The sequence below is a fragment of the Nocardia sp. NPDC050713 genome (assembly GCF_040654315.1).
Taxonomy (GTDB): Bacteria; Actinomycetota; Actinomycetes; order Mycobacteriales; family Mycobacteriaceae; genus Nocardia.
This window is the reverse complement of the sequence record NZ_JBFAHS010000013.1, coordinates 184084-202286: the sequence shown is the minus strand read 5'-3', so window position 1 is coordinate 202286 and position 18203 is coordinate 184084. Positions and strand designations below refer to the sequence as shown.

The 18203-nt window shown below is 67.9% G+C and carries 16 protein-coding genes and 1 riboswitch; of the genes, 6 read left to right on the top strand and 10 right to left on the bottom strand.

Features of this window, described 5'->3' with window-relative positions; translation table 11 throughout:
* Window positions 1-6 precede the first annotated feature (6 nt).
* Window positions 7-561 (top strand): TetR/AcrR family transcriptional regulator, encoded by a 555-nt coding sequence (locus AB0H49_RS23940; RefSeq protein WP_354998686.1) that lies wholly within the window; start codon window positions 7-9, stop codon window positions 559-561.
* A gap of 139 nt (window positions 562-700) precedes the next feature.
* Here AB0H49_RS23940 and thiC read toward each other — a convergent pair whose 3' ends face one another.
* The 3 genes from thiC to AB0H49_RS23925 all read right to left on the bottom strand — a co-directional run bounded on the left by thiC (window position 701) and on the right by AB0H49_RS23925 (window position 4605).
* Window positions 701-2338, bottom strand: a complete 1638-nt coding sequence (thiC, locus tag AB0H49_RS23935) for a phosphomethylpyrimidine synthase ThiC (protein ID WP_357254471.1) — start codon at window positions 2336-2338, stop codon at window positions 701-703.
* A riboswitch (TPP riboswitch) is annotated at window positions 2330-2457 on the bottom strand. (Overlaps the previous gene by 9 nt.)
* A 183-nt stretch (window positions 2458-2640) precedes the next feature.
* The gene (locus tag AB0H49_RS23930; protein WP_354998688.1) at window positions 2641-3114 is read right to left on the bottom strand and encodes a VOC family protein; all 474 of its coding nucleotides are present in this window, start codon (window positions 3112-3114) and stop codon (window positions 2641-2643) included.
* Window positions 3115-3216: 102 nt separating this feature from the next.
* Window positions 3217-4605: a lipase family protein gene (locus AB0H49_RS23925; RefSeq protein WP_357254469.1), complete on the bottom strand. Its 1389-nt coding sequence runs from the start codon at window positions 4603-4605 to the stop codon at window positions 3217-3219.
* A 94-nt stretch (window positions 4606-4699) separates the two neighbouring features.
* On the opposite strand from AB0H49_RS23925, the gene AB0H49_RS23920 reads away from it, so the two are divergent.
* Window positions 4700-5383, top strand: coding sequence for a TetR/AcrR family transcriptional regulator (locus AB0H49_RS23920; protein ID WP_354998690.1), 684 nt, complete (start codon window positions 4700-4702; stop codon window positions 5381-5383).
* A 225-nt stretch (window positions 5384-5608) separates the two neighbouring features.
* Here AB0H49_RS23920 and AB0H49_RS23915 read toward each other — a convergent pair whose 3' ends face one another.
* The 4 genes from AB0H49_RS23915 to AB0H49_RS23900 all read right to left on the bottom strand — a co-directional run bounded on the left by AB0H49_RS23915 (window position 5609) and on the right by AB0H49_RS23900 (window position 11384).
* Window positions 5609-7912, bottom strand: coding sequence for an MMPL family transporter (locus AB0H49_RS23915; RefSeq protein WP_357254467.1), 2304 nt, complete (start codon window positions 7910-7912; stop codon window positions 5609-5611).
* 181 nt (window positions 7913-8093) lie between these two features.
* Window positions 8094-9302, bottom strand: coding sequence for a fumarylacetoacetase (fahA, locus tag AB0H49_RS23910; RefSeq protein ID WP_357254465.1), 1209 nt, complete (start codon window positions 9300-9302; stop codon window positions 8094-8096).
* Window positions 9272-10468 (bottom strand): homogentisate 1,2-dioxygenase, encoded by a 1197-nt coding sequence (locus AB0H49_RS23905; RefSeq protein WP_357254569.1) that lies wholly within the window; start codon window positions 10466-10468, stop codon window positions 9272-9274. Before AB0H49_RS23905 ends, fahA begins: the two co-directional genes overlap by 31 nt.
* A 289-nt stretch (window positions 10469-10757) precedes the next feature.
* Window positions 10758-11384 (bottom strand): TetR/AcrR family transcriptional regulator, encoded by a 627-nt coding sequence (locus AB0H49_RS23900; protein ID WP_354998693.1) that lies wholly within the window; start codon window positions 11382-11384, stop codon window positions 10758-10760.
* 388 nt (window positions 11385-11772) lie between these two features.
* Between AB0H49_RS23900 and AB0H49_RS23895 the strand changes: the two genes are divergently transcribed.
* Window positions 11773-13689, top strand: a complete 1917-nt coding sequence (locus AB0H49_RS23895) for an acyl-CoA dehydrogenase family protein (protein ID WP_357254463.1) — start codon at window positions 11773-11775, stop codon at window positions 13687-13689.
* 93 nt (window positions 13690-13782) lie between these two features.
* Here AB0H49_RS23895 and AB0H49_RS23890 read toward each other — a convergent pair whose 3' ends face one another.
* The 3 genes from AB0H49_RS23890 to AB0H49_RS23880 are packed head-to-tail and all read right to left on the bottom strand — an operon-like array spanning window position 13783 to window position 16193.
* Window positions 13783-14613 carry an exodeoxyribonuclease III gene (locus AB0H49_RS23890; protein WP_357254461.1) on the bottom strand — a complete coding sequence of 277 codons (831 nt, stop codon included), beginning with the start codon at window positions 14611-14613 and terminating at the stop codon, window positions 13783-13785.
* A gap of 28 nt (window positions 14614-14641) precedes the next feature.
* Window positions 14642-15613: a GNAT family N-acetyltransferase gene (locus AB0H49_RS23885; protein WP_357254459.1), complete on the bottom strand. Its 972-nt coding sequence runs from the start codon at window positions 15611-15613 to the stop codon at window positions 14642-14644.
* The gene (locus AB0H49_RS23880) at window positions 15603-16193 is read right to left on the bottom strand and encodes a peptide deformylase (RefSeq protein ID WP_354998697.1); all 591 of its coding nucleotides are present in this window, start codon (window positions 16191-16193) and stop codon (window positions 15603-15605) included. Before AB0H49_RS23880 ends, AB0H49_RS23885 begins: the two co-directional genes overlap by 11 nt.
* A gap of 186 nt (window positions 16194-16379) precedes the next feature.
* On the opposite strand from AB0H49_RS23880, the gene AB0H49_RS23875 reads away from it, so the two are divergent.
* The 3 genes from AB0H49_RS23875 (at window position 16380) to AB0H49_RS23865 (ending at window position 18199) form a co-directional block, all read left to right on the top strand.
* Window positions 16380-16736 carry a DUF3263 domain-containing protein gene (locus AB0H49_RS23875; protein ID WP_354998698.1) on the top strand — a complete coding sequence of 119 codons (357 nt, stop codon included), beginning with the start codon at window positions 16380-16382 and terminating at the stop codon, window positions 16734-16736.
* A 58-nt stretch (window positions 16737-16794) separates the two neighbouring features.
* Window positions 16795-17382: a LytR C-terminal domain-containing protein gene (locus AB0H49_RS23870; protein ID WP_357254456.1), complete on the top strand. Its 588-nt coding sequence runs from the start codon at window positions 16795-16797 to the stop codon at window positions 17380-17382.
* Window positions 17383-17509: 127 nt separating this feature from the next.
* Window positions 17510-18199: a superoxide dismutase family protein gene (locus AB0H49_RS23865; protein ID WP_354998700.1), complete on the top strand. Its 690-nt coding sequence runs from the start codon at window positions 17510-17512 to the stop codon at window positions 18197-18199.
* Window positions 18200-18203 lie beyond the last annotated feature (4 nt).

Here is an 18203-nt window from a genome sequence, read left to right as displayed (position 1 = left end):
TAGGCGGTGGCCCGCCCACTCGACCACGCCAAACGCGCCGAACTCCTCGACGGCGTCGTCGGCTACATCGCCACGCACGGCCTCGCCGAACTCTCCCTGCGTCCCCTCGCCGCGGAACTCGGCACCAGCTCGCGCATGCTCATCTACTACTTCGACACCAAGGAAGAGCTGCTGGTCCAAGCCCTCGCCACCCAGCGCCCGGACATCAGGGCGCTCTTCGCCGACATCGCCGATGCCGCCGCCCTCCGCGCTCGGCTGTGGGATTTTTGGTGCGCCAACACCATTGGGTCGGGGGCGACCAGTGTGAAGGTGATGTTGCAAGTGCTCGGCGCGGCTTGTGCGTCCGACGGGCCGTACGCCGGGTATGCCACCGACGCCATCGGCACTTTCGTCGCGGCGCTCGCGGACGGGTTGCGTGGGTTCGGCGTGGAGGATGCGGAAGTTGTTGCGACGGTGCTTGTTTCGGGATTGCGGGGGATACTTCAGGATCGCGTGATCACCGGGGATGTCGCGCGGACCGACAGGGCGGCTCGGTGGCTTATCGAGAGCGCTGTTCGTTAGATTCGGGCGCGGCCAGCGGCTTTACGAGAAGCCGAAAAAGCGAAGCGGCCACCCTCTCCAAAGAGAGGATGGCCGCCCGCTGCGAGTGGGCCGGGTGCGCCGCGGAGGTCTCCAGATGCCGACCCGACGCGCAGCAACCCTACGAAACCACCGGCAGGTAGACCTGCTTCCCCGCCCCGGCGAACTCCGCGGACTTCTCCGCCATCCCCGCCTCGATGGCCTCCACATCCGTCAAGTTGTTCTTCTCCGCGTACTCCCGCACGTCGGCGGAGATCCGCATCGAGCAGAACTTCGGCCCGCACATCGAACAGAAGTGCGCGGTCTTCGCTGGTTCCGCGGGCAGCGTCTCGTCGTGGTACTCGCGCGCCGTGTCGGGGTCGAGCGAGAGCGCGAACTGGTCGCGCCAGCGGAATTCGAAACGCGCCTTGGACAATTCGTCGTCGCGCTGCTGGGCGTGCGGGTGGCCCTTGGCCAGGTCGGCGGCGTGGGCGGCGATCTTGTAGGTGATCACGCCGACCTTGACGTCGTCGCGGTTGGGCAGGCCGAGGTGCTCCTTCGGCGTGACGTAGCAGAGCATGGCCGTGCCCGCCTGGGCGATGATCGCGGCGCCGATGGCCGAGGTGATGTGGTCGTAGGCGGGCGCGATGTCGGTTGCCAGCGGGCCGAGGGTGTAGAACGGCGCCTCCTCGCACAGTTCTTCCTCGAGCCGCACGTTCTCCACGATCTTGTGCATCGGCACGTGGCCGGGGCCCTCGATCATCACCTGCACGCCATGGGATTTCGCGATCTTCGTCAGCTCGCCGAGGGTGCGCAGTTCGGCGAACTGGGCCTCGTCGTTGGCGTCCGCGATGGAGCCGGGGCGCAGGCCGTCGCCGAGGGAGAAGGTGACGTCGTACTTCGCCAGGATCTCGCAGAGCTCCTCGAAGTGGGTGTACAGGAAGGATTCCTGGTGGTGCGCCAGACACCACGCGGCCATGATGGACCCGCCGCGCGAGACGATGCCGGTGACCCGCTTGGCCGTCAGCGGGATGTAGCGCAGCAGGACGCCCGCGTGCACGGTCATGTAGTCCACGCCCTGCTCGCACTGTTCGATGACGGTGTCGCGGTAGATCTCCCAGGTCAGCTGGGTCGGATCGCCGTTCACCTTCTCCAGCGCCTGGTAGATCGGCACGGTGCCGACCGGGACGGGGGAGTTGCGCATGATCCACTCGCGGGTCTCGTGGATGTTCTTGCCGGTGGACAGATCCATGATGGTGTCCGCGCCCCAGCGGGTGGCCCACACCATCTTCTCCACCTCCTCCGCGATCGAGGAGGACACCGCCGAGTTGCCGATATTGGCGTTGATCTTCACCAGGAACTTCTTGCCGATGATCGTCGGCTCCAGCTCCGGGTGCTTGTGGTTGGCCGGGATCACCGCGCGCCCGGCCGCGACCTCGTCGCGCACCAGCTCGGGCTCGACGCCCTCGCGCGCCGCGATGAACCGCATCTCCGGCGTGATGATGCCCTGCCGGGCCCAGGCCAGCTGGGTCGGCGGGCCGTCCACCTGCGGCTTGGCCCAGGTGTCGCGCAGCTTGGGCAGCCCGGCCTCGAGGTCGATGGTCGCGTTGTCGTCGGTGTACGGGCCCGAGGTGTCGTAGACGTCGAAATGCCCCCCGGTCGTCAGATTGACACGACGTACCGGAATGCGCAGGTCGTCGACTTCCTGGTAGTGCTTGACGCTGCCCTCGATGGGCCCGGTGGTCACGGTGTCGACGGCGGCGCCGTTGGCGGTGGCCATGCTTCTCCTCCCTACGCCGGCATTACCCGGTCAGGTTCATACGGTCGACGGCCCTGATCGCCCCGTAAGGGCTAGCCGTCCTCTCAGCCCGCTGGTGCGAGCCCCCGTTGGCGATGTGAAATTTCCCGCCCGACCATACCCGCCCGCCGCATGGACACGCCCGGCGATGACCCGAACCCGCGCGTGCGGGCGCAGGCCAGCGCCTCACCTCGGTAGATCGGGCCGAGTGAGATTCGGCTCGGAAGATGGTCGATCCGGCTGGCCAGGCCCTCCGCTCGGGCCTGGCCGCCGAACAAGCCCGCTCAGACCGCCTCGTACGCGTCCCGCATGGCCTGCACGTCGATCTTCTTCATGCCGAGCATGGCCTTGGTCGCGCGGGTGACGGCGGCGGGATCCCCTTTGAGCAGCTCGTTGGCCTGCACCGGCCAGATCTGCCACGGGATGCCGTACTTGTCGTTGAGCCAACCGCACTCGATCTCCTGACCGCCGTCGGCCAGCAGCGCCAGCCACAGGCGGTCGACCTCCTCCTGGCTCTCACAGTTGACCAGCAGCGACATGGCGTGCGTGTAGTGGTACTCGCCGCCGCCGTTGATCGCGGTGAACTTCTGACCGTTCAGTTCGAAGTCGACGACCATGACGAGCCCGGCCTCGCGCGGCCCCGCCTCGTTGTAGTACTGGATGTCGGTGATCTTGGAGTCCTGGAAGAGCGAACAGTAGAACTCCGCGGCCTCCTCGGCCTGGGTGTCGTACCAGAGGTTCGTGACGATCTTCTGCATGGCCATCTCCTGACGTGGGGTAGGTCCTCGCGTGTGCAGACTTCCCAACGCCGCCGAATTCATCGCATCGCGGGCGGGAAAATGTGCGGCCCCGACCGCCGGTCAGCGTTCGCGGGGCCCGATCGGGAACCCGAGCGCGCCGAAGGTGGCGTTGAGGTTGATCTCGATCTGGCTCAGCAGCGCGTCGACGTCGGCGAGCATCGAGACGACGTTCTCGGTCCGGCAGCCGACCTGATCCGGCGCGTTCGGCGCCAGCCTGCCCTTCAGCCAGTTGAAGGTGTCGGCCATGCCGAGGGAGGGCAGCGTCAGGTGCTCGCTCAGGTGGTCGCGCTTGTAGACGACCGAAGCGCCTCCCGCGCAATATCGTTGCGCGAGAGCGTCGTTGGTCCACACGGGCACCGCTTCATCGAACACGCCTTGGTACAGGTGAATAGGCATGGTCGGCGTGTTGCCGCCGAGAACCGTCGCGTCGAACACCTCCCGAATCTCGGGAAGGGCGAGGTAATCGGCGATCGGAATCGTCAGCAGCCGTTGGTAATCCACGAACATCTGGGTCAGCGCGTTGCGCGGGAGACACTGCGTGTTGGTGCGGTCCATCAGCGCGCGGCCCTCCGGCGTGAGGTGCCGGTAGGTCACCTCCTCGAAGGTCGGATACGCGTTGGACAGGGAGGCGATGCCGATCCCGATCAGGCTGGCGAACATGGAACCGTTGACGTGCAACAACGATTCGACATCCGAGACCGGCGCGCCCATCGCGGCGCCCTCGACGTTCAGCTCCGGCGCGTAGCTCGGCTGCATCTCGGCCGCCCAGCCGGTGGCCATGCCGCCGCCGGAGTAACCCCACAGAGCCACAGGGGTATTCGTGTTCAGGCCCATCGGCTCGAAACGTTGCGCGGCCCTGATCCCGTCCAGGGTCATGTAACCCGGTTCCTTGGCGACCGCGAGATGGCCATGCGGCCCCTCGTAGTCCGGGATCGACACCGCCCAACCCTGGCTGATCAGCGCGGCGAGCGCGATGAGCTCGCTGTTGGAATGGACGCCCTCGACGCCGGGCAGCCCCGCACCCTGCCGGAGCACGTACGACGGTGCGCAGGACGGGCTGGCGCTGTCGTAATAGAACTGGAGGGAGACCAGCGGGCGGGAGCGGCCGGGGTCGGCGCCCGCGGGCAGTATCACCGTCGTGACCGCGACCGCGGGTGCGTCGAACAGGTCGGTCGTGCGGTACAGCAACTGCCAGGACCGAACGTTCAGCGGCAGCACCGTGAGCACCGCGAGCCGCACCTCGCGCGAGCGCAGGATCGTCCCCGGTTCGGCGCTCGCGAAGTCGGCGGGCGGCTCGTAGAACGAATCATGTTGCGGTAGCGGCATTGCCGACGCCGGTCTCGCCGCCACCGCGCTCGTCAGCACGGTCGCCGCGACGATCATCGCGACCGCGACGGCGCGCACGAACACTGGGCTTCTTCCGGCCGGATCGCCTTTGATCACTGACACCCCAGGTCCCTTCCTCATCGGTGCAGCGATTACAGCACGAGTTCGAGTTACCAACAAGAACTCTTTTTGAAACAAGTGCCGCTATCGTCGTGACATGACCCGCAGCAAATCCGCCGCGCGGCCCGCCCCGACTCCGGATCGGCGCCGGATACGCGGCCTCGACGCCGAGCAGCGCAGCGCGCAGCGACGCAGTCAACTGCTGGACGCCGCCACCGAACTGTTTGCCGAACAGAGCTTTTCGGGGACGTCGATCGAACAGATCTGTCAGCGCGCCTACGTCGGGACGAAGGGGTTCTACGACCACTTCGACAGCAAGGAGGCGTGCTACATCGCGCTGCTCGAGCAGATCACGGCGCAGATCCAGCAACGCGTCGCCGAGGTGGCGGCGGAAGTCGCGGGACGGGACTGGGGAGAGCGCGCGGCTGCGGTCGTCGGTGCGTTCGTGCACGCCATCGCCGACGACCCGCGCCTGGCGAAGGTGACTTTCGGTGAGGCGGGCGGTATTTCGCCGATGGTGGAGAAGCAGCGCCGCGGCAACCGGCGCTGGGCCGCGGCGTTTCTGGACAGCCAGTGGTCATCGGATGCCGCGCCGGACGAACGCGCTCGACGCAGGCGGCTGGCGTTGGCGCTCGCGACCATCGGCGGGATGTTCGAGCTGATCGCCGACTGGCTGCACCATCACGACGACGGTGGCGCGCGTGATGATGTGCAGACGCTGATCGACGATTTGGTCGAGTTCGTCGGCGTGGTTTACGCCGGGCGGGAGATGCTGTCGTAAAGGGCTGTGGTGCAGACGGATCCGCGTCAGAGCGGCGTCGTCGACGCAGCGTCGCCGGTGCCTGCGCCCTCCACCTCGACCCGCAGCGCCGGACCGTCCGTATCTTCGGCCGACTCCGAGCGTCGGTGCTGGTTGTGCGGTGCGCTGCTCACAATGGCAGTGCCATTCGCGCGTATGCGTCGCCGTTCGTCCGGCTACCGCAGCGTAGTGCGTTCAGGCGCAGCGCTATTCGCTGACGAGGTCCGCGACCCTGTCGGCGCGGGTCCGCGGTGCGGCGTCGCCGGTGCCTGCGCTCTCCGCCTCGACTCGCGGCGACGGGTCGTTCGTCTCCTCCGCCAGGCCGAAGCGGCGATGCAGCGCCGCAAGGGGTTTGGGCGCCCACCAGTTGGCGGTGCCCATCACCCGCATCAGCGCGGGCGCCAGCAAGGCGCGGATCACCGTGGCGTCGCTGAGCACCGCGAGTGCGCACCCGATGCCGAACAGTTTCATGGCGGCGACGCCGGAGCTGGCCAACGCGAGGAAGACGATGCTCATCAACAGGGCCGCGGCGGTGAAGATTCGACCGGTTCTGGCGACACCCATGGCGACGGCGTGGGTGTTGCCCGCCGCGGTCTTCTCGCCCGCCAGCCACTCCTCCCTGATCCGGGAGAGCAGGAACACCTCGTAGTCCATCGAGGCGCCGAACGCGAGGCTGAACATGAGGATCGGCATCGCCAGGTCGAGCTTGCCGGTCGGCGTGAAGCCGAGCAGCCCGGACAGGTGCCCGTCCTGGAAGATCCACACCATCGCACCGAAGGTCGCGGCGAGCGAAAGAATGTTCAGCAGAAGCGCTTTGACCGGAAGCAGCAGACTGCCGGTGAACAAGAACAGCAGAATCAACGTGGTGACGGCGATGAGCGCGGCGGCGAGCGGCAGCCGGTCGGCGATCGCCGAGACCGAGTCCTGGTTCAGCGCGGCGGCTCCGCCGAACAGCACGTCGCCGGGCGCGGGGACCGCCCTGATCTCGGCGAGCTGATCCTTGCCCGCCGTCGAATACGGATCGAGCCGCGTACCGATCGACAGGAATGTGCCCGCCGGACCGGACATCTCCGGTGAAGCGGCGGCAGCGTGCAGACCGTTGACGTAGACGCCGTCGCTGGACAGCACCGCGGGAACGTCGGCCACCTTCGACAGCGCCGCCGCGTGCGCGCCGATTTCGCCTTGGCCGCCGCGGAAGCCGGGCAACACCGCGTAGGCACTCGCGCCGAGGTCGGCGGAGAAGTCGCTGCGCAGCGCGTCGCCGACCTGACGGCTCGGCGCGGACTGCGTCAGCGCGCGATCGTCGGGATAACCGAAATGCGCGGACAGGAAGGGCGACCCGAGCAAGAGCAGCGCGATCGTCGTGACCACCGCGACCGGCGCGGCACGCTTCATCACGCCGACAACCCAGCGGTACCAGAGGCTCCGCTCCGGTTGCGGCTCGGTAGGTTCGGGTCGACGGAACATGCGGCGCAACGGAACCCGCAGATCCAGCGCGTTCACCCGATCGCCGACCAGCACCAGAATCGCTGGCAGAACGATCACCGCCGCGCCCGCCGCCGCGGCGACCACCGCGATCCCCGCGTACGCGAACGACTTGAAGAAGTACTGCGGGAACACGGCGAGCGCCGCCAGCGAGAGCGCTACCACCAACGCCGAATACACCACGGTACGTCCGGCGGTCTGGATCGAGCGCACCACGGCCGCACGAGAATCCAGACCGTTGGCCAGTTCCTCCCGATAGCGGCTGACGATGAACAGGCTGTAGTCGATGGCCATCGCGAGACCGAGCGCGGTGGTCATGTTCAGCGCGTACATCGAGACGTCGGTGACCACCGTCAGCGCCCGCAGGATGCCCAGCGCGGCCGCGATGGCGAACAGGCCGATCGCGATCGGCAGCGCGGCGGCGACCACGCTGCCGAACACCAGGATCAGCAAGAGCCCGGTCAGCGGCACCGCGATGGCCTCCGCGACGATCAGGTCCTCGCTGATCTGGGCGTTCATGTCCGCGAAAACGGCGGCCAGCCCGCCCGCACGGACGGTGACGCCATCGCCACTGGTCTGCACCGTCTCGCTGATCTTGGCGGCGCGCTCGCTGAGCTCACCGTCGTCGCCCTCGATACTGGCCACGACGATCCCGCTGCGACCGTCCTTGCCGCGCAGCGCCTGCGCGAGGTCAGGCCGCGCCGACCAGTACGACTGAATGCCGCTGACCTCGGGATACGTGCGCAGCTGATCGGTGACCCGTTGCGCCGCCGCCTTCGCCGCAGCGCTGTCCACCCCGTCCTCGGCTTGGATGAGCAGCACATAGTTCGGATCCCCACCGGTGAAGTGGTCGGCGATGAACTCGGCGGCCCGAACCGACTCGAGGTCTTCGGTGACGAACCCACCGGACTTCATGTGCGCCTGCGCTGTCGCCCCGAACAGACCGCACAGCACCATGAGCAGAAGCGCGATACCGAGAACAACGCGAGGACGCGCGGCGGCGAACCGTGCGAGGGTGGTCAGCATTGACGCGGGCTCCCGTCCCGATGGAGGTGATCCCCCGAACGGTAAACCGGCCGGTCGTCCGGACAGAATCGGACGAGAGGGTGATGCTGGACACGAATGCGCTGAAAAGTGAGCGACATCTCCATCGCGCAGGTAGCGCTATCTCCGCGCACTCGAAAGTCGCCGCACCTCGAAACCCAAATCACCCCCGCGACCCGGCAGGCAGAACCCGCCCCCGCACCTCCCCCAAACCCACACGCCTCCCGCCAACCCCTGGCGCAGACGCGGTAATCACGACCTCATCCCCATCCTCCAAGAACGTCCGCCCCTCCCCGCCAACCACAACCGGCTCCGCACCGCCCCAAGACAATTCGATGAAGGACCCCCGCTGCCCCGGTTCAGGCCCCGAAATAGTCCCCGACGCATACAAATCCGCACTCCGGGCGGCCGCACCATTCGCGGTCAGATGCGCCAACATCTGCGCGGGCGACCAGTACATCCGCCCATATGGCGGATGCGAGACGACCTCCCCGTTCCAGCTCACGGTCAGCTCGATATCCAGCCCCCAGGGCTCGTCCACCGTCAAATAGGGCAGCGGCGGCGGTGACTGCTCCGGCAGCGGAATGCGCGCCGAATCGAGCGCGGCCAGCGGCGTCACCCATGCCGACAACGACGTGGCGAACGACTTACCGAGGAACGGCCCGAGTGGCTGATACTCCCACGCCTGGATGTCCCGCGCGGACCAGTCGTTGACCAGCGCCACACCGAACAGGTGATCCTCGACATCGGCGATATCGATCGGCGTGCCGAGCGAAGAGCCGACACCGACGACGAAGCCGAGTTCGGCCTCGATGTCCAACCGCCGGGAAGGACCGAAATCCGGCACACCCGAGTCTGTTCGGCGCTGACCTCGCGGCCGCACCACTTCCGTGCCCGAGACGACGACGGTTCCGGCTCTGCCGTGGTAGCCCACCGGAAGATGACGCCAATTCGGCAGCAGCGGTTCGGCATCCGGACGGAACAATCGTCCGAGATTGGTGGCGTGGTCGATGCTCGCGTAGAAGTCCACATAGTCGCCGATGCGAATCGGCAGCGCCAGCGTCACGTCAGCCAGGGGATGCACTGCGTCGGCGGGGATTTCCGCAGAGACCAGTTCGCGCACCCGCTCACGAACCGCACGCCAACGCGTAGGCCCTTGCGCGAGAAAAGCATTGAGGTCCACAGCCGCGAATACCGGGTCCTCCAGGGCGACAGCCAGATCGACGACGAACTCGCCGTAGCGCACCCCGACCCGATGCGCACCTCCGCGCGGCGCGAACACCCCGTACGGCAGATTGTCCGCGCCGAACAGCGAATCGTCGGGAACCTCGAGCCGCGTCCTCACCGCGGGCCCCGGCCCGACCACGTCCACGCGTAGGCCGGATCCTCGCAGGCCAGCGCGCCCTCGCCGAGCTCGAGCGGGCGGAAGGTGTCGACCATGACGGCGAGTTCGTCGAAGAACTCGATGCCGATGCTGCGCTCGTACGCACCGGGCTGCGGTCCGTGCGCGTACCCGCCGGGATGCACCGACACCGAACCCTGCCCGATGCCGGAACCCTTACGCGCCTCGTAGTTTCCGCCGCAGTAGAACATGATCTCGTCGGAGTCGACATTGGAGTGGTAGTACGGCACCGGGATGGACAGCGGGTGGTAGTCGACCTTGCGCGGCACGAAGTTGCAGATCACGAAGTTGATCCCCTCGAACGCCTGGTGGACGGGCGGCGGCTGGTGCACGCGCCCGGTGATCGGCTCGAAATCGGCGATGTTGAACGTGATCGGGTACAGGCATCCGTCCCAACCCACCACGTCGAACGGATGCGTCGCGTAGACCATCCGCGTGCCGACCACCCGCCCGCCCGCGCGATGCTTCACCAGAACCTCGACATCGGTACCGGATTCGAGCACCGGTTCGCCCGGCCCGTGCAGATCACGTTCGCAGTACGGCGAATTCTCCAGCAGCTGACCGAATTTCGACAGGTACCGCTTCGGCGGAGTGATGTGACTGGACGCCTCGATCACATACGCGCGCAACGGACCCGGCCCGGCGGGCAACCAGCGGTGAGTGGTGGCGCGCGGAATGAGGACCTGGTCGCCCTGGCGGGCGGCGAGCCTGCCGAACACGGTCTCGACGGTCGCCTCGCCCGCCTCCACGTAGACCAGCTCGTCGCCGATCGCGTTGCGGTACAACGGAGAAGCGCCTTTGGCCGCGACATAGGAGATGCGCACGTCGGCGTTCCCGAGCAGCAGCCGCCTGCCGGTCACCGGATCGGTCTCGGCCGCGGTGTCGCCGGGGAAGAGATCGTGCAGGCGCAGATGCCGGTGGCGCAGTGGATGGTTCGGCGTCGTCGTCTGGTCCGGTAGTTCCCAGACCGTGGCGTCGACGATCGCGGGCGGCAGACCGCGGTGATAGAGCAACGAGGAATCGCCGGAGAAGCCTTCCTCGCCCATCAGCTCCTCGTAGTAGAGCCGCCCGAGGTCGTCGCGGTGCTGGGTGTGCCGTTTCGGCGGCACCGCGCCGACCTGCCGATAGAACGCCATGCTCGCACCTCCCGCCAGATCGTGGTCGGATCGGTCGGTCTCCATCGTAATGATCGGATGACTTCGGCGACCGGGAAAACGCGCGCTCGCGACGGCAAAACTGACCATGCACCACGCTGTCGTGCGGCATTTCATCGGTAGTCGCACGTGACTGCCGGAGAAATGTCGGCATGGCTTGCCTTTGCCGCAACTGGATGCAGGCTGTGTACGGCCGCGGCGACGGACCTCCGCGCCGCCAACGTTCCCCGCGGCGATCTGGGCGGCTCAGCAGGACCCGGCCGACAGCGCCTTACGCCTGCCGCAACGCCCGGTAGACCGCCGCGCCCACGAAAGCGCCGAGTGTCTGCGGCGTCCATTCCCCCTCATCGGCGAGCAGCGACCGCACCGCCCCCTCACCCGCCGACACCCACTGCTCCACCAGAATCGGCAGCTTCCGCTCGGCATCCTCGGTCCCCCACGCGCGCAGCGTCGGCCGCAGCAGCTCGGTGCATCGCTCGACCGCCAACTTGCGACCGCGTCCGAACGAATCCGCGACGGCGGGATCGGGATTGCCGTACAGCAACCGCCACGAGTCGGGCCGCGCGGCAGCGATCTCCAGCAGCGTCTGGAAGCCCTCCACGAAGACCGTCTCGCCCGCGTCGACCGCGCGGCGCGGCGTCGCCTGGAGCAGACCCTCGACGAGGTGGTTCTCCTCGCGGCGGATCAGTTCCTGGATGAGTTCGACGCGATCGGCGAAGCAGGCGTAGACGACCGGCCGGGTGACGTTCATCCGCTCGGCCACGGCGGCGATGGTGACGGCCGCGACGCCGTGTTCGACGGCGATGGCCAGCGCGGTGTCGAGCACCTGCGGGCGGCGGCGTTCCGGTCCGAGGTGCCGCGCCCGCTGACGCGGTCGCACGACTTGCTCGGTACCCATGGTCACCAACATATCGTGGGCAGGTGTCCCTGCTTGTGGGGTGGTTCTCTGTGTGAGTGCCTGCGGCGGGACTGCGGGGGTTGCTTGTGCGCTGTCTCCGCACAAGTGCACCTGCTGGGGGCGGGGGTGCCTGCTCATGGGGTGGTCCTCTGTGTGAGTGCCTGCGGCGGGACTGCGGGGGCTGCTTGTGCGCTGTCTCCACACATGGGCACCTGTCGGAGCGGTGGCGAGGGGCGGCACTCCGGGTTTCCTGAGGAGCGCGTGCCGGGCGCAGGTGTCGGGGCGGGTCTTGCCGGGGTTCCTACACTTGTGAACAATAATGCTACATTCGCGAATGAAGTGGCCCGGCCGGATGCCGGGCGTCGAACCGACGGCCGAGGAGTCACCGATGCCGGAAACCCTGTTCAACCCGAAGACCTGCGAGTTCGCCGAGTTCGATGCCGAGACGCGGCGGCTGCTGCGCGCCACGGTCGACTGGTTCGAGACGCGCGGCAAGGCGGCGCTGAAGCGGGACGACCGGGAGCGCGTCTGGTACTCCGAGTTCCTCGACTTCGTCAAGCGCGAGCGGGTCTTCGCGACCTTCCTGACTCCCGCGGCCGAGGCCAACGGCGATCCGAACAAGCGCTGGGACACCGGCCGCATCGCGATGATGAGCAAGGTGCTCGGCTTCTACGGCATGTCCTACTGGTACGTCTGGCAGGTCACCATCCTCGGCCTCGGGCCGATCTGGCAGAGCGACAACAAGGCCGCCAAGCAGCGCGCGGCGGCGCTGCTCGACTCCGGTGAGATCTTCGCGTTCGGGCTGTCGGAGAAGGAGCACGGCGCCGACGTGTACTCCACCGACATGGTGGTGGAACCCAAGCGCGGCGGCGGTTTCACCGCGACCGGCGGCAAGCACTACATCGGCAACGGCAACCTCGCCGGGATGGTCTCGGTGTTCGGCCGCCGCGCCGACAAGCCGATCATCGACAGCGCCAAAGCGCTGAATGCCAAACCGGCGCAGGACGATTACGAGGGGTATCTGTTCTTCGTCGCCGACAGCAAGCACAAGAACTACAAGCTGCGTCGCAACGTGGTGGACAGTCAGATGTACGTGGCCGCTTTCGATCTGGAGAAGTACCCGGTCGCCGAGGAGGACATCCTGCACCGCGGTGAGGCCGCGTTCCACGCCGCGATGAACACCGTCAACGTGGGCAAGTTCAACCTCGGCTTCGGCGCCGTCGGCGCTTGCGAACACGCCTTCTACGAATCGATCACGCACGCGGAGAATCGAATCCTGTTCGGACACAGGGTGACCGAGTTCCCGCAGGTGCGCTCGCTGCTGACCGACTCCTACGCGCGGCTGATCGGCATGAAGCTCTACAGCGAGCGCGCCATCGATTACCTGCGGTCGGCGTCCCCCGAAGACCGGCGCTACCTGCTGTTCAACGCGATCGAGAAGATGACCGTGACACGGCAGGGTCAGCGCGTCATCGAAGAGCTCGCCGACGTGATCGCCGCCCGCGGCTTCGAGAACGACATGTACTTCCCGATGGCGATGCTCGGCTTGTTCGGGCTGCCGCGGCTGGAAGGCACCGTGCACGTGAACATGGCGCTGTCGCTGAAGTTCATGGCCAACTACATGTTCCACCCGTCCGACGCCGGGCTCGCCGCGCTGCGCGTGCTGCCGGACGCCGCGCCCAAGGGTGCGGTGCGGGCGGTGTCCTCGGCGTTGAGCTGGTCCAGCCGCAAGCTCGCCCCGCGGGCGGGCGCGGCGGTGCCCAAGCTCCGAGCGGAGCTGGCCGCCGCGCGGTATCCGGAGGTGCCGACCCGCCGCGACGCCGCCGACGACGAATTCCTGTTCCGGCAGGGTCCGAGCGCGGGACTCGGACGCATCCGGTTCACCGACTGGCGTCCGGTGTTCGAGAAGTACGCGCACGTGCCGAACGTCGCGATCTTCCTGGAGCAGGCCCTCGCCTTCCAGACGTTGCTCGCCGCGGCCCCGCCCACCGCCGACCAACAGCGTGACGTGGACTTCCTGTTCGCCATCGGCGAGCTGTTCACCGCGATCCCGTACGCGCAGCTCATCCTGGAACAGGCCACGATCGAGGGCACCGACGCCGCCGTGCTCGACCAGCTCTTCGACGTCTTCGTGCGGGAATTCGCCAAGAACGCCCTCGCCCTGCACAGCAAGCCGACCGCGACCAAGGCACAGCAGACCAGGGCGCTGGATCTGGTGCGCCGCCCCGCGGCCGACGCCACCCGTTTCGACAAGGTGCTGGCCGAGGCCCGCGCACACGCGGGCGGCTACGAAATGAACCCGTAGCGGCCGGTCAACGCGCCAACCACCGTCCGTCGGGGCGGCCGCCTGTGCGTCGGCACGCGGCCGCCGATCTCGCTGGGAGCCGGGACGGTGCCGTCAGCGCGACTTGACGGGAATATCGAACTCGGCCACAACCGGCGCGTGGTCGCTGGCGCCTTTACCTTTTCGCTCCTCGCGATCGACACCCGCGTCCGTCGTCGCGGCGGCCAGCGCGGGCGAGGCGAGGACGAAATCGATGCGCATGCCCTCTTTCCGTGGGAACCGCAGCTGCGTGTAGTCCCAGTACGTGTACACACCCGGCCCCGGCGCGAACGGCCGCATCACGTCGGCGAAGCCGGTGTCGACGATGGCGGTGAAGGCGTCGCGTTCGGGCTGGGAGGTGTGCGTCTTGCCCGTGAAGAACTCGGGCGACCACACGTCGTCGTCGTTCGGCGCGATGTTCCAGTCACCGACCAGCGCGATCTTGGCCTGCGGGTCCTCGGTCAGCCAGTTCGCGGCGGTGGCGCGCAGCGTCTCCAGCCACTCGAGTTTGTAGGCGTAGTGCGGGTCGGCGAGGGCGCGCCCGTTGGGCACGTACAGGCTCCAGACCCGCACGCCGCCGCAGGTCGCGCCGAGCGCGCGCGACTCGACGACCGGTGTGCTGATGAGTGATTCGCCCGCGTCCTTGTCGAAACCGGGCTGATTGGGAAAGCCGAGTTCGACGTCTTCCAGGCCGACCCTGGACGCGATCGCGACACCGTTCCACTGGTTGATGCCGAGGTGGGCCACCTCGTAGCCGAGTTCCTCGAAGCGCTCGAACGGGAACTGGTCGTCGCGACACTTGGTTTCCTGCATGGCGAGCACGTCGATGTCCTGGCGGTCCAGCCAGGCCGCCACCCGGTCGAGCCGGGAGCGGATGGAGTTGACGTTCCAAGTCGCCAGACGCACGAAATGCCTTCCTTCTGCGGTCTTCGATCTATTCTCCGCCGTGCGGAGCGGCGTAGCGATAGCTGTGGTGGTCCAGGAAACCGAGGCCGCGGTAGAGCTCGAGCGCCGCCGTGTTGTCGGCCTCGACCTGGACGTAGGCGTGTGTCGCGCCGCGCTCGTGCCCCCAGCGGATCAGCTCCGCGCACACCAGGGTGGCCAGGCCGTGCCTGCGGTGCTCGGCGGCCACGGCGACGCAGGTGAGCCCGATCCAGCGGCGTCCGTCCGGCGCGGTGGTGGTCGCGCCGCGTCCGATGGCGATGGGGCTCGGCAGCCCGAGCGAGGCGAAACCCAGTTCGCCGTCGCGCACCGCGGTGAGCACCTCGGGCACCGGAACAGGCTGTGCCGCAGGGTCTTCGCCGCGATAGCGGTGCAGTCGCAGCCACGCCTCGTCGGGCCGCGGCGCGATCCGGACCATCGGGGGACCTTGCGGCAGAACGAAATTGTCGATGTCGATACCGAGCACCAGGGTTTCGTTCCAGGTGCGCCAGCCGGGCGGCGCCGGTGCGAGCCGGTCGGGCAGCAGCAGTTGCAGCGGCAGGCCGTGCGCGGTGTACCATGCGCCGATGCGATGCAGGGTATCGGTGGAAAGTTCGGCCGGTCGACCCGGTTCGCCCAGCGGCACAGCGGAATTGGCGCGATTGGTGTAGCCGTGTCCGGCGCGCAACAGCCAGCCGTCGAGCCAGTCGTTTTCGGCGCCTGGCCACGCGTCCGCCGCGGCCGCTTCCAGTGCCCTGATCTCTCTGGTGCGAATCGGCCTCGGCCCGATGGCTTTCAGCGCGACCACCCGATCGGGCGTCACCGAGACCATCTGTCCGTCGGCGTCGCGCACCGTCGGCGGGTCCAGCGAAACCAGTTCGCCGATCACGTCGGTCAGCGGTTGTGGATATCCGGCGGGCAGTTGATAGCGCATCACCACCCGGCGGCCGAGCGGAATCGGCGCGGGCGCCGGCTCAGTCGTCATGCCCGAAGGGGTCCGGAACGGTGCCCGGCACCCAGCTCAGACCCGGTGCGCCCCAACCGTTTCGCTTGATCGCCTTCTTCGCCGCGCGCGCGTTGCGGCCGATCAGCACGTCGACGTAGAGGAATCCGTCGAGGTGGCCGACCTCGTGCTGCAACATGCGGGCGAAGAAGCCGTTGCCCTCGATCGAAACCGGCTCGCCCTGCTCGTCGGTGCCGGTGACCCGCGCCCAGTCGGCCCGGCCGGTGGGGAACTGCTCTCCGGGCACCGAGAGGCAGCCCTCTTCGTCGTCGTCGGGGTCCGGCATCGTCTCCGGTAGCGCGGAGGTCTCCAGCACGGGGTTGATCACCGCGCCGCGGCGCCGGACGGCCGTGCCGTCGGGACCGAAGTCCGGGCAGTCGTAGACGAACAGTCGTAGCGGCACGCCCACCTGGTTGGCGGCCAACCCGACGCCGTTGGCGGCGTCCAGGGTCTCGTACATGTCCGCGATCAGCGGGGCCAGTTCCTCCGGCGAATCGGTGACCGGCTTGGTCGGGTTGTGCAGCACGGGGTCACCGACGATCACGATGGGGAGGATTGCCATGGAAAGCAAGCCTACCGGCCGCTCAGCGGAGGCGAGTGGCCGCCGTCCGGCGCAGGTGAGACGCCCGTACCTGCGCGTAATCAACACGCCGGACCGAAGGCGGATCATCCCTGTGACCCCGTGGTTGAATGATCCGCGACGTACAAGCACCATTTTCGTCTGGTGGCAACTCGGCGAGGGAGCGAGATGGACGGCGCAGCGGCACGGAATCTTTCCGCGATCCAAGACGACCCTTCCGCGAGCGAAGAGACGACGGCGGGCGCATCGGCCCAGGCCGGGGCGGACGAAGGCAGCGGCCTCAGCCGCCGCGAACACGAGATTCTGGCCTTCGAACGGCAGTGGTGGAAGTACGCGGGCGCCAAGGAAGAGGCCATCCGCGAACTGTTCGGCATGTCGCCGACCCGGTATTACCAGGTGCTCAACGCCGTGGTGGACCGGCAGGAGGCTCTCGCCGTCGACCCGATGCTGGTGAAACGGTTGCGCAGGCTTCGCGCGAGCAGGCAGAAGGCCAGAGCCGCACGGCGTCTCGGTTTCCAGGTATGACACGTCTTCGGATCGTGATGCGGGCACCCCGGACCGATGTGCGACTAGGGTCGACAGCGTGAGTCAAACCAATCCCACCTCCGGCGGGCCGCCGTTGCGCGCGCTGGCGATGGTTTTGATCGCACTGGCCATCGTGTTCGCGGGTCTCGGTGCGATGTCGCTGTCGAGTTCCGATTCCGACGCCACGAACGCCGAGGAGTCGTCGACCGCGGCCCAGCAGGTCACCTCGGCCGCGCCCGTGACGACGGCCGCGACCACCCCGGTGGCGACGACCCCGGTCGCGACGACGGTGGCGCCGACCACGACCGCCGCCGCGCCGACGCCCGCGGCCGGTGCGCCCGCGGCCGGTGCGCCCGCGGCGGGCGTGAACCGGGCCGTTCCGGTCCGTGTTCTGAACAACAGTCTGGTCGCCGGTCTGGCCGCCCGTACCGCCGAGGAATTGACGGCGAGCGGCTGGACGAACGTCGCGCCGGGCAACTACGCGGGCGGCACCATCGCGAAAACGACTGTGTATTACGGGAATACGCCCGGCGAGCGGGAGGCGGCGCTGGCGATCGCCGCGGAGATCGGCGCGACCGCCGAGCCCAAGTCGGCGGGAATCGGGGACAACGGTCCGGGTGTGGTCGTCATCTTGACGGGTAACTGAAAACCGAGCCCGGCGCGCACGGCCCCTTGGCGGCGCGACACGGCGCTCGTGGCATCATCTTGTCCGGTAACGACAGTGTCCACCCAGCTTTACTCGTAAACTCGGTACTCGTAAAGGAGTTCCCCCGATGGCCCCGTCCACAACTCGTCGCCCGTCCTGGCGGACTGTGACCCCGGTGCTTGCGGTCGCGGTCTTCGGCCTCGCTGCCTGCACGAACAGCCAGGAGTCGAGTGACGTCAAGGGAACCACCCCGCCGGTGTGGACCGGTGCCTCCGCCCCGGCTCAGGAGCACGGGACCGGTACCGAGCACGGCAGCCCGGCCACCGATCCGGGCACCAAGGTCGAGCTGAAGGACGCGTCGGGCAGCTCGGTCGCCACCGCGAACATCGCCAAGGACGGCGAGCACCTCGTGATCACCGTCGAGGCGCACGGCCTAAAGCCCGGATTCCACGGTCTGCACTTCCACCAGGTCGGCAAGTGCGAGCCCAACTCCGTGGCGCCCACCGGCGGCGCGGCCGGTGACTTCCTCTCGGCGGGCGGCCACCTCCAGGTAGGCAACGCCAACGCCCACCCGGCCAGCGGCGACCTCACCTCGCTGCAGGTCCGCTCGGACGGCCAGGGCAAGCTGGTCACCACCACCGACACGGTGACCCTCGACGACCTGAAGAATCGCGCGCTGATCATCCACGCCGATGCCGACAACTTCGGCAACATTCCCAACCGTTACGTCCGTGCCGACGGCGTGGCAGGCCCGGACGACAACACACTGGCGACCGGCGACGCGGGCGGCCGCTTCGCCTGCGGTGTAGTCCAGTAGACAA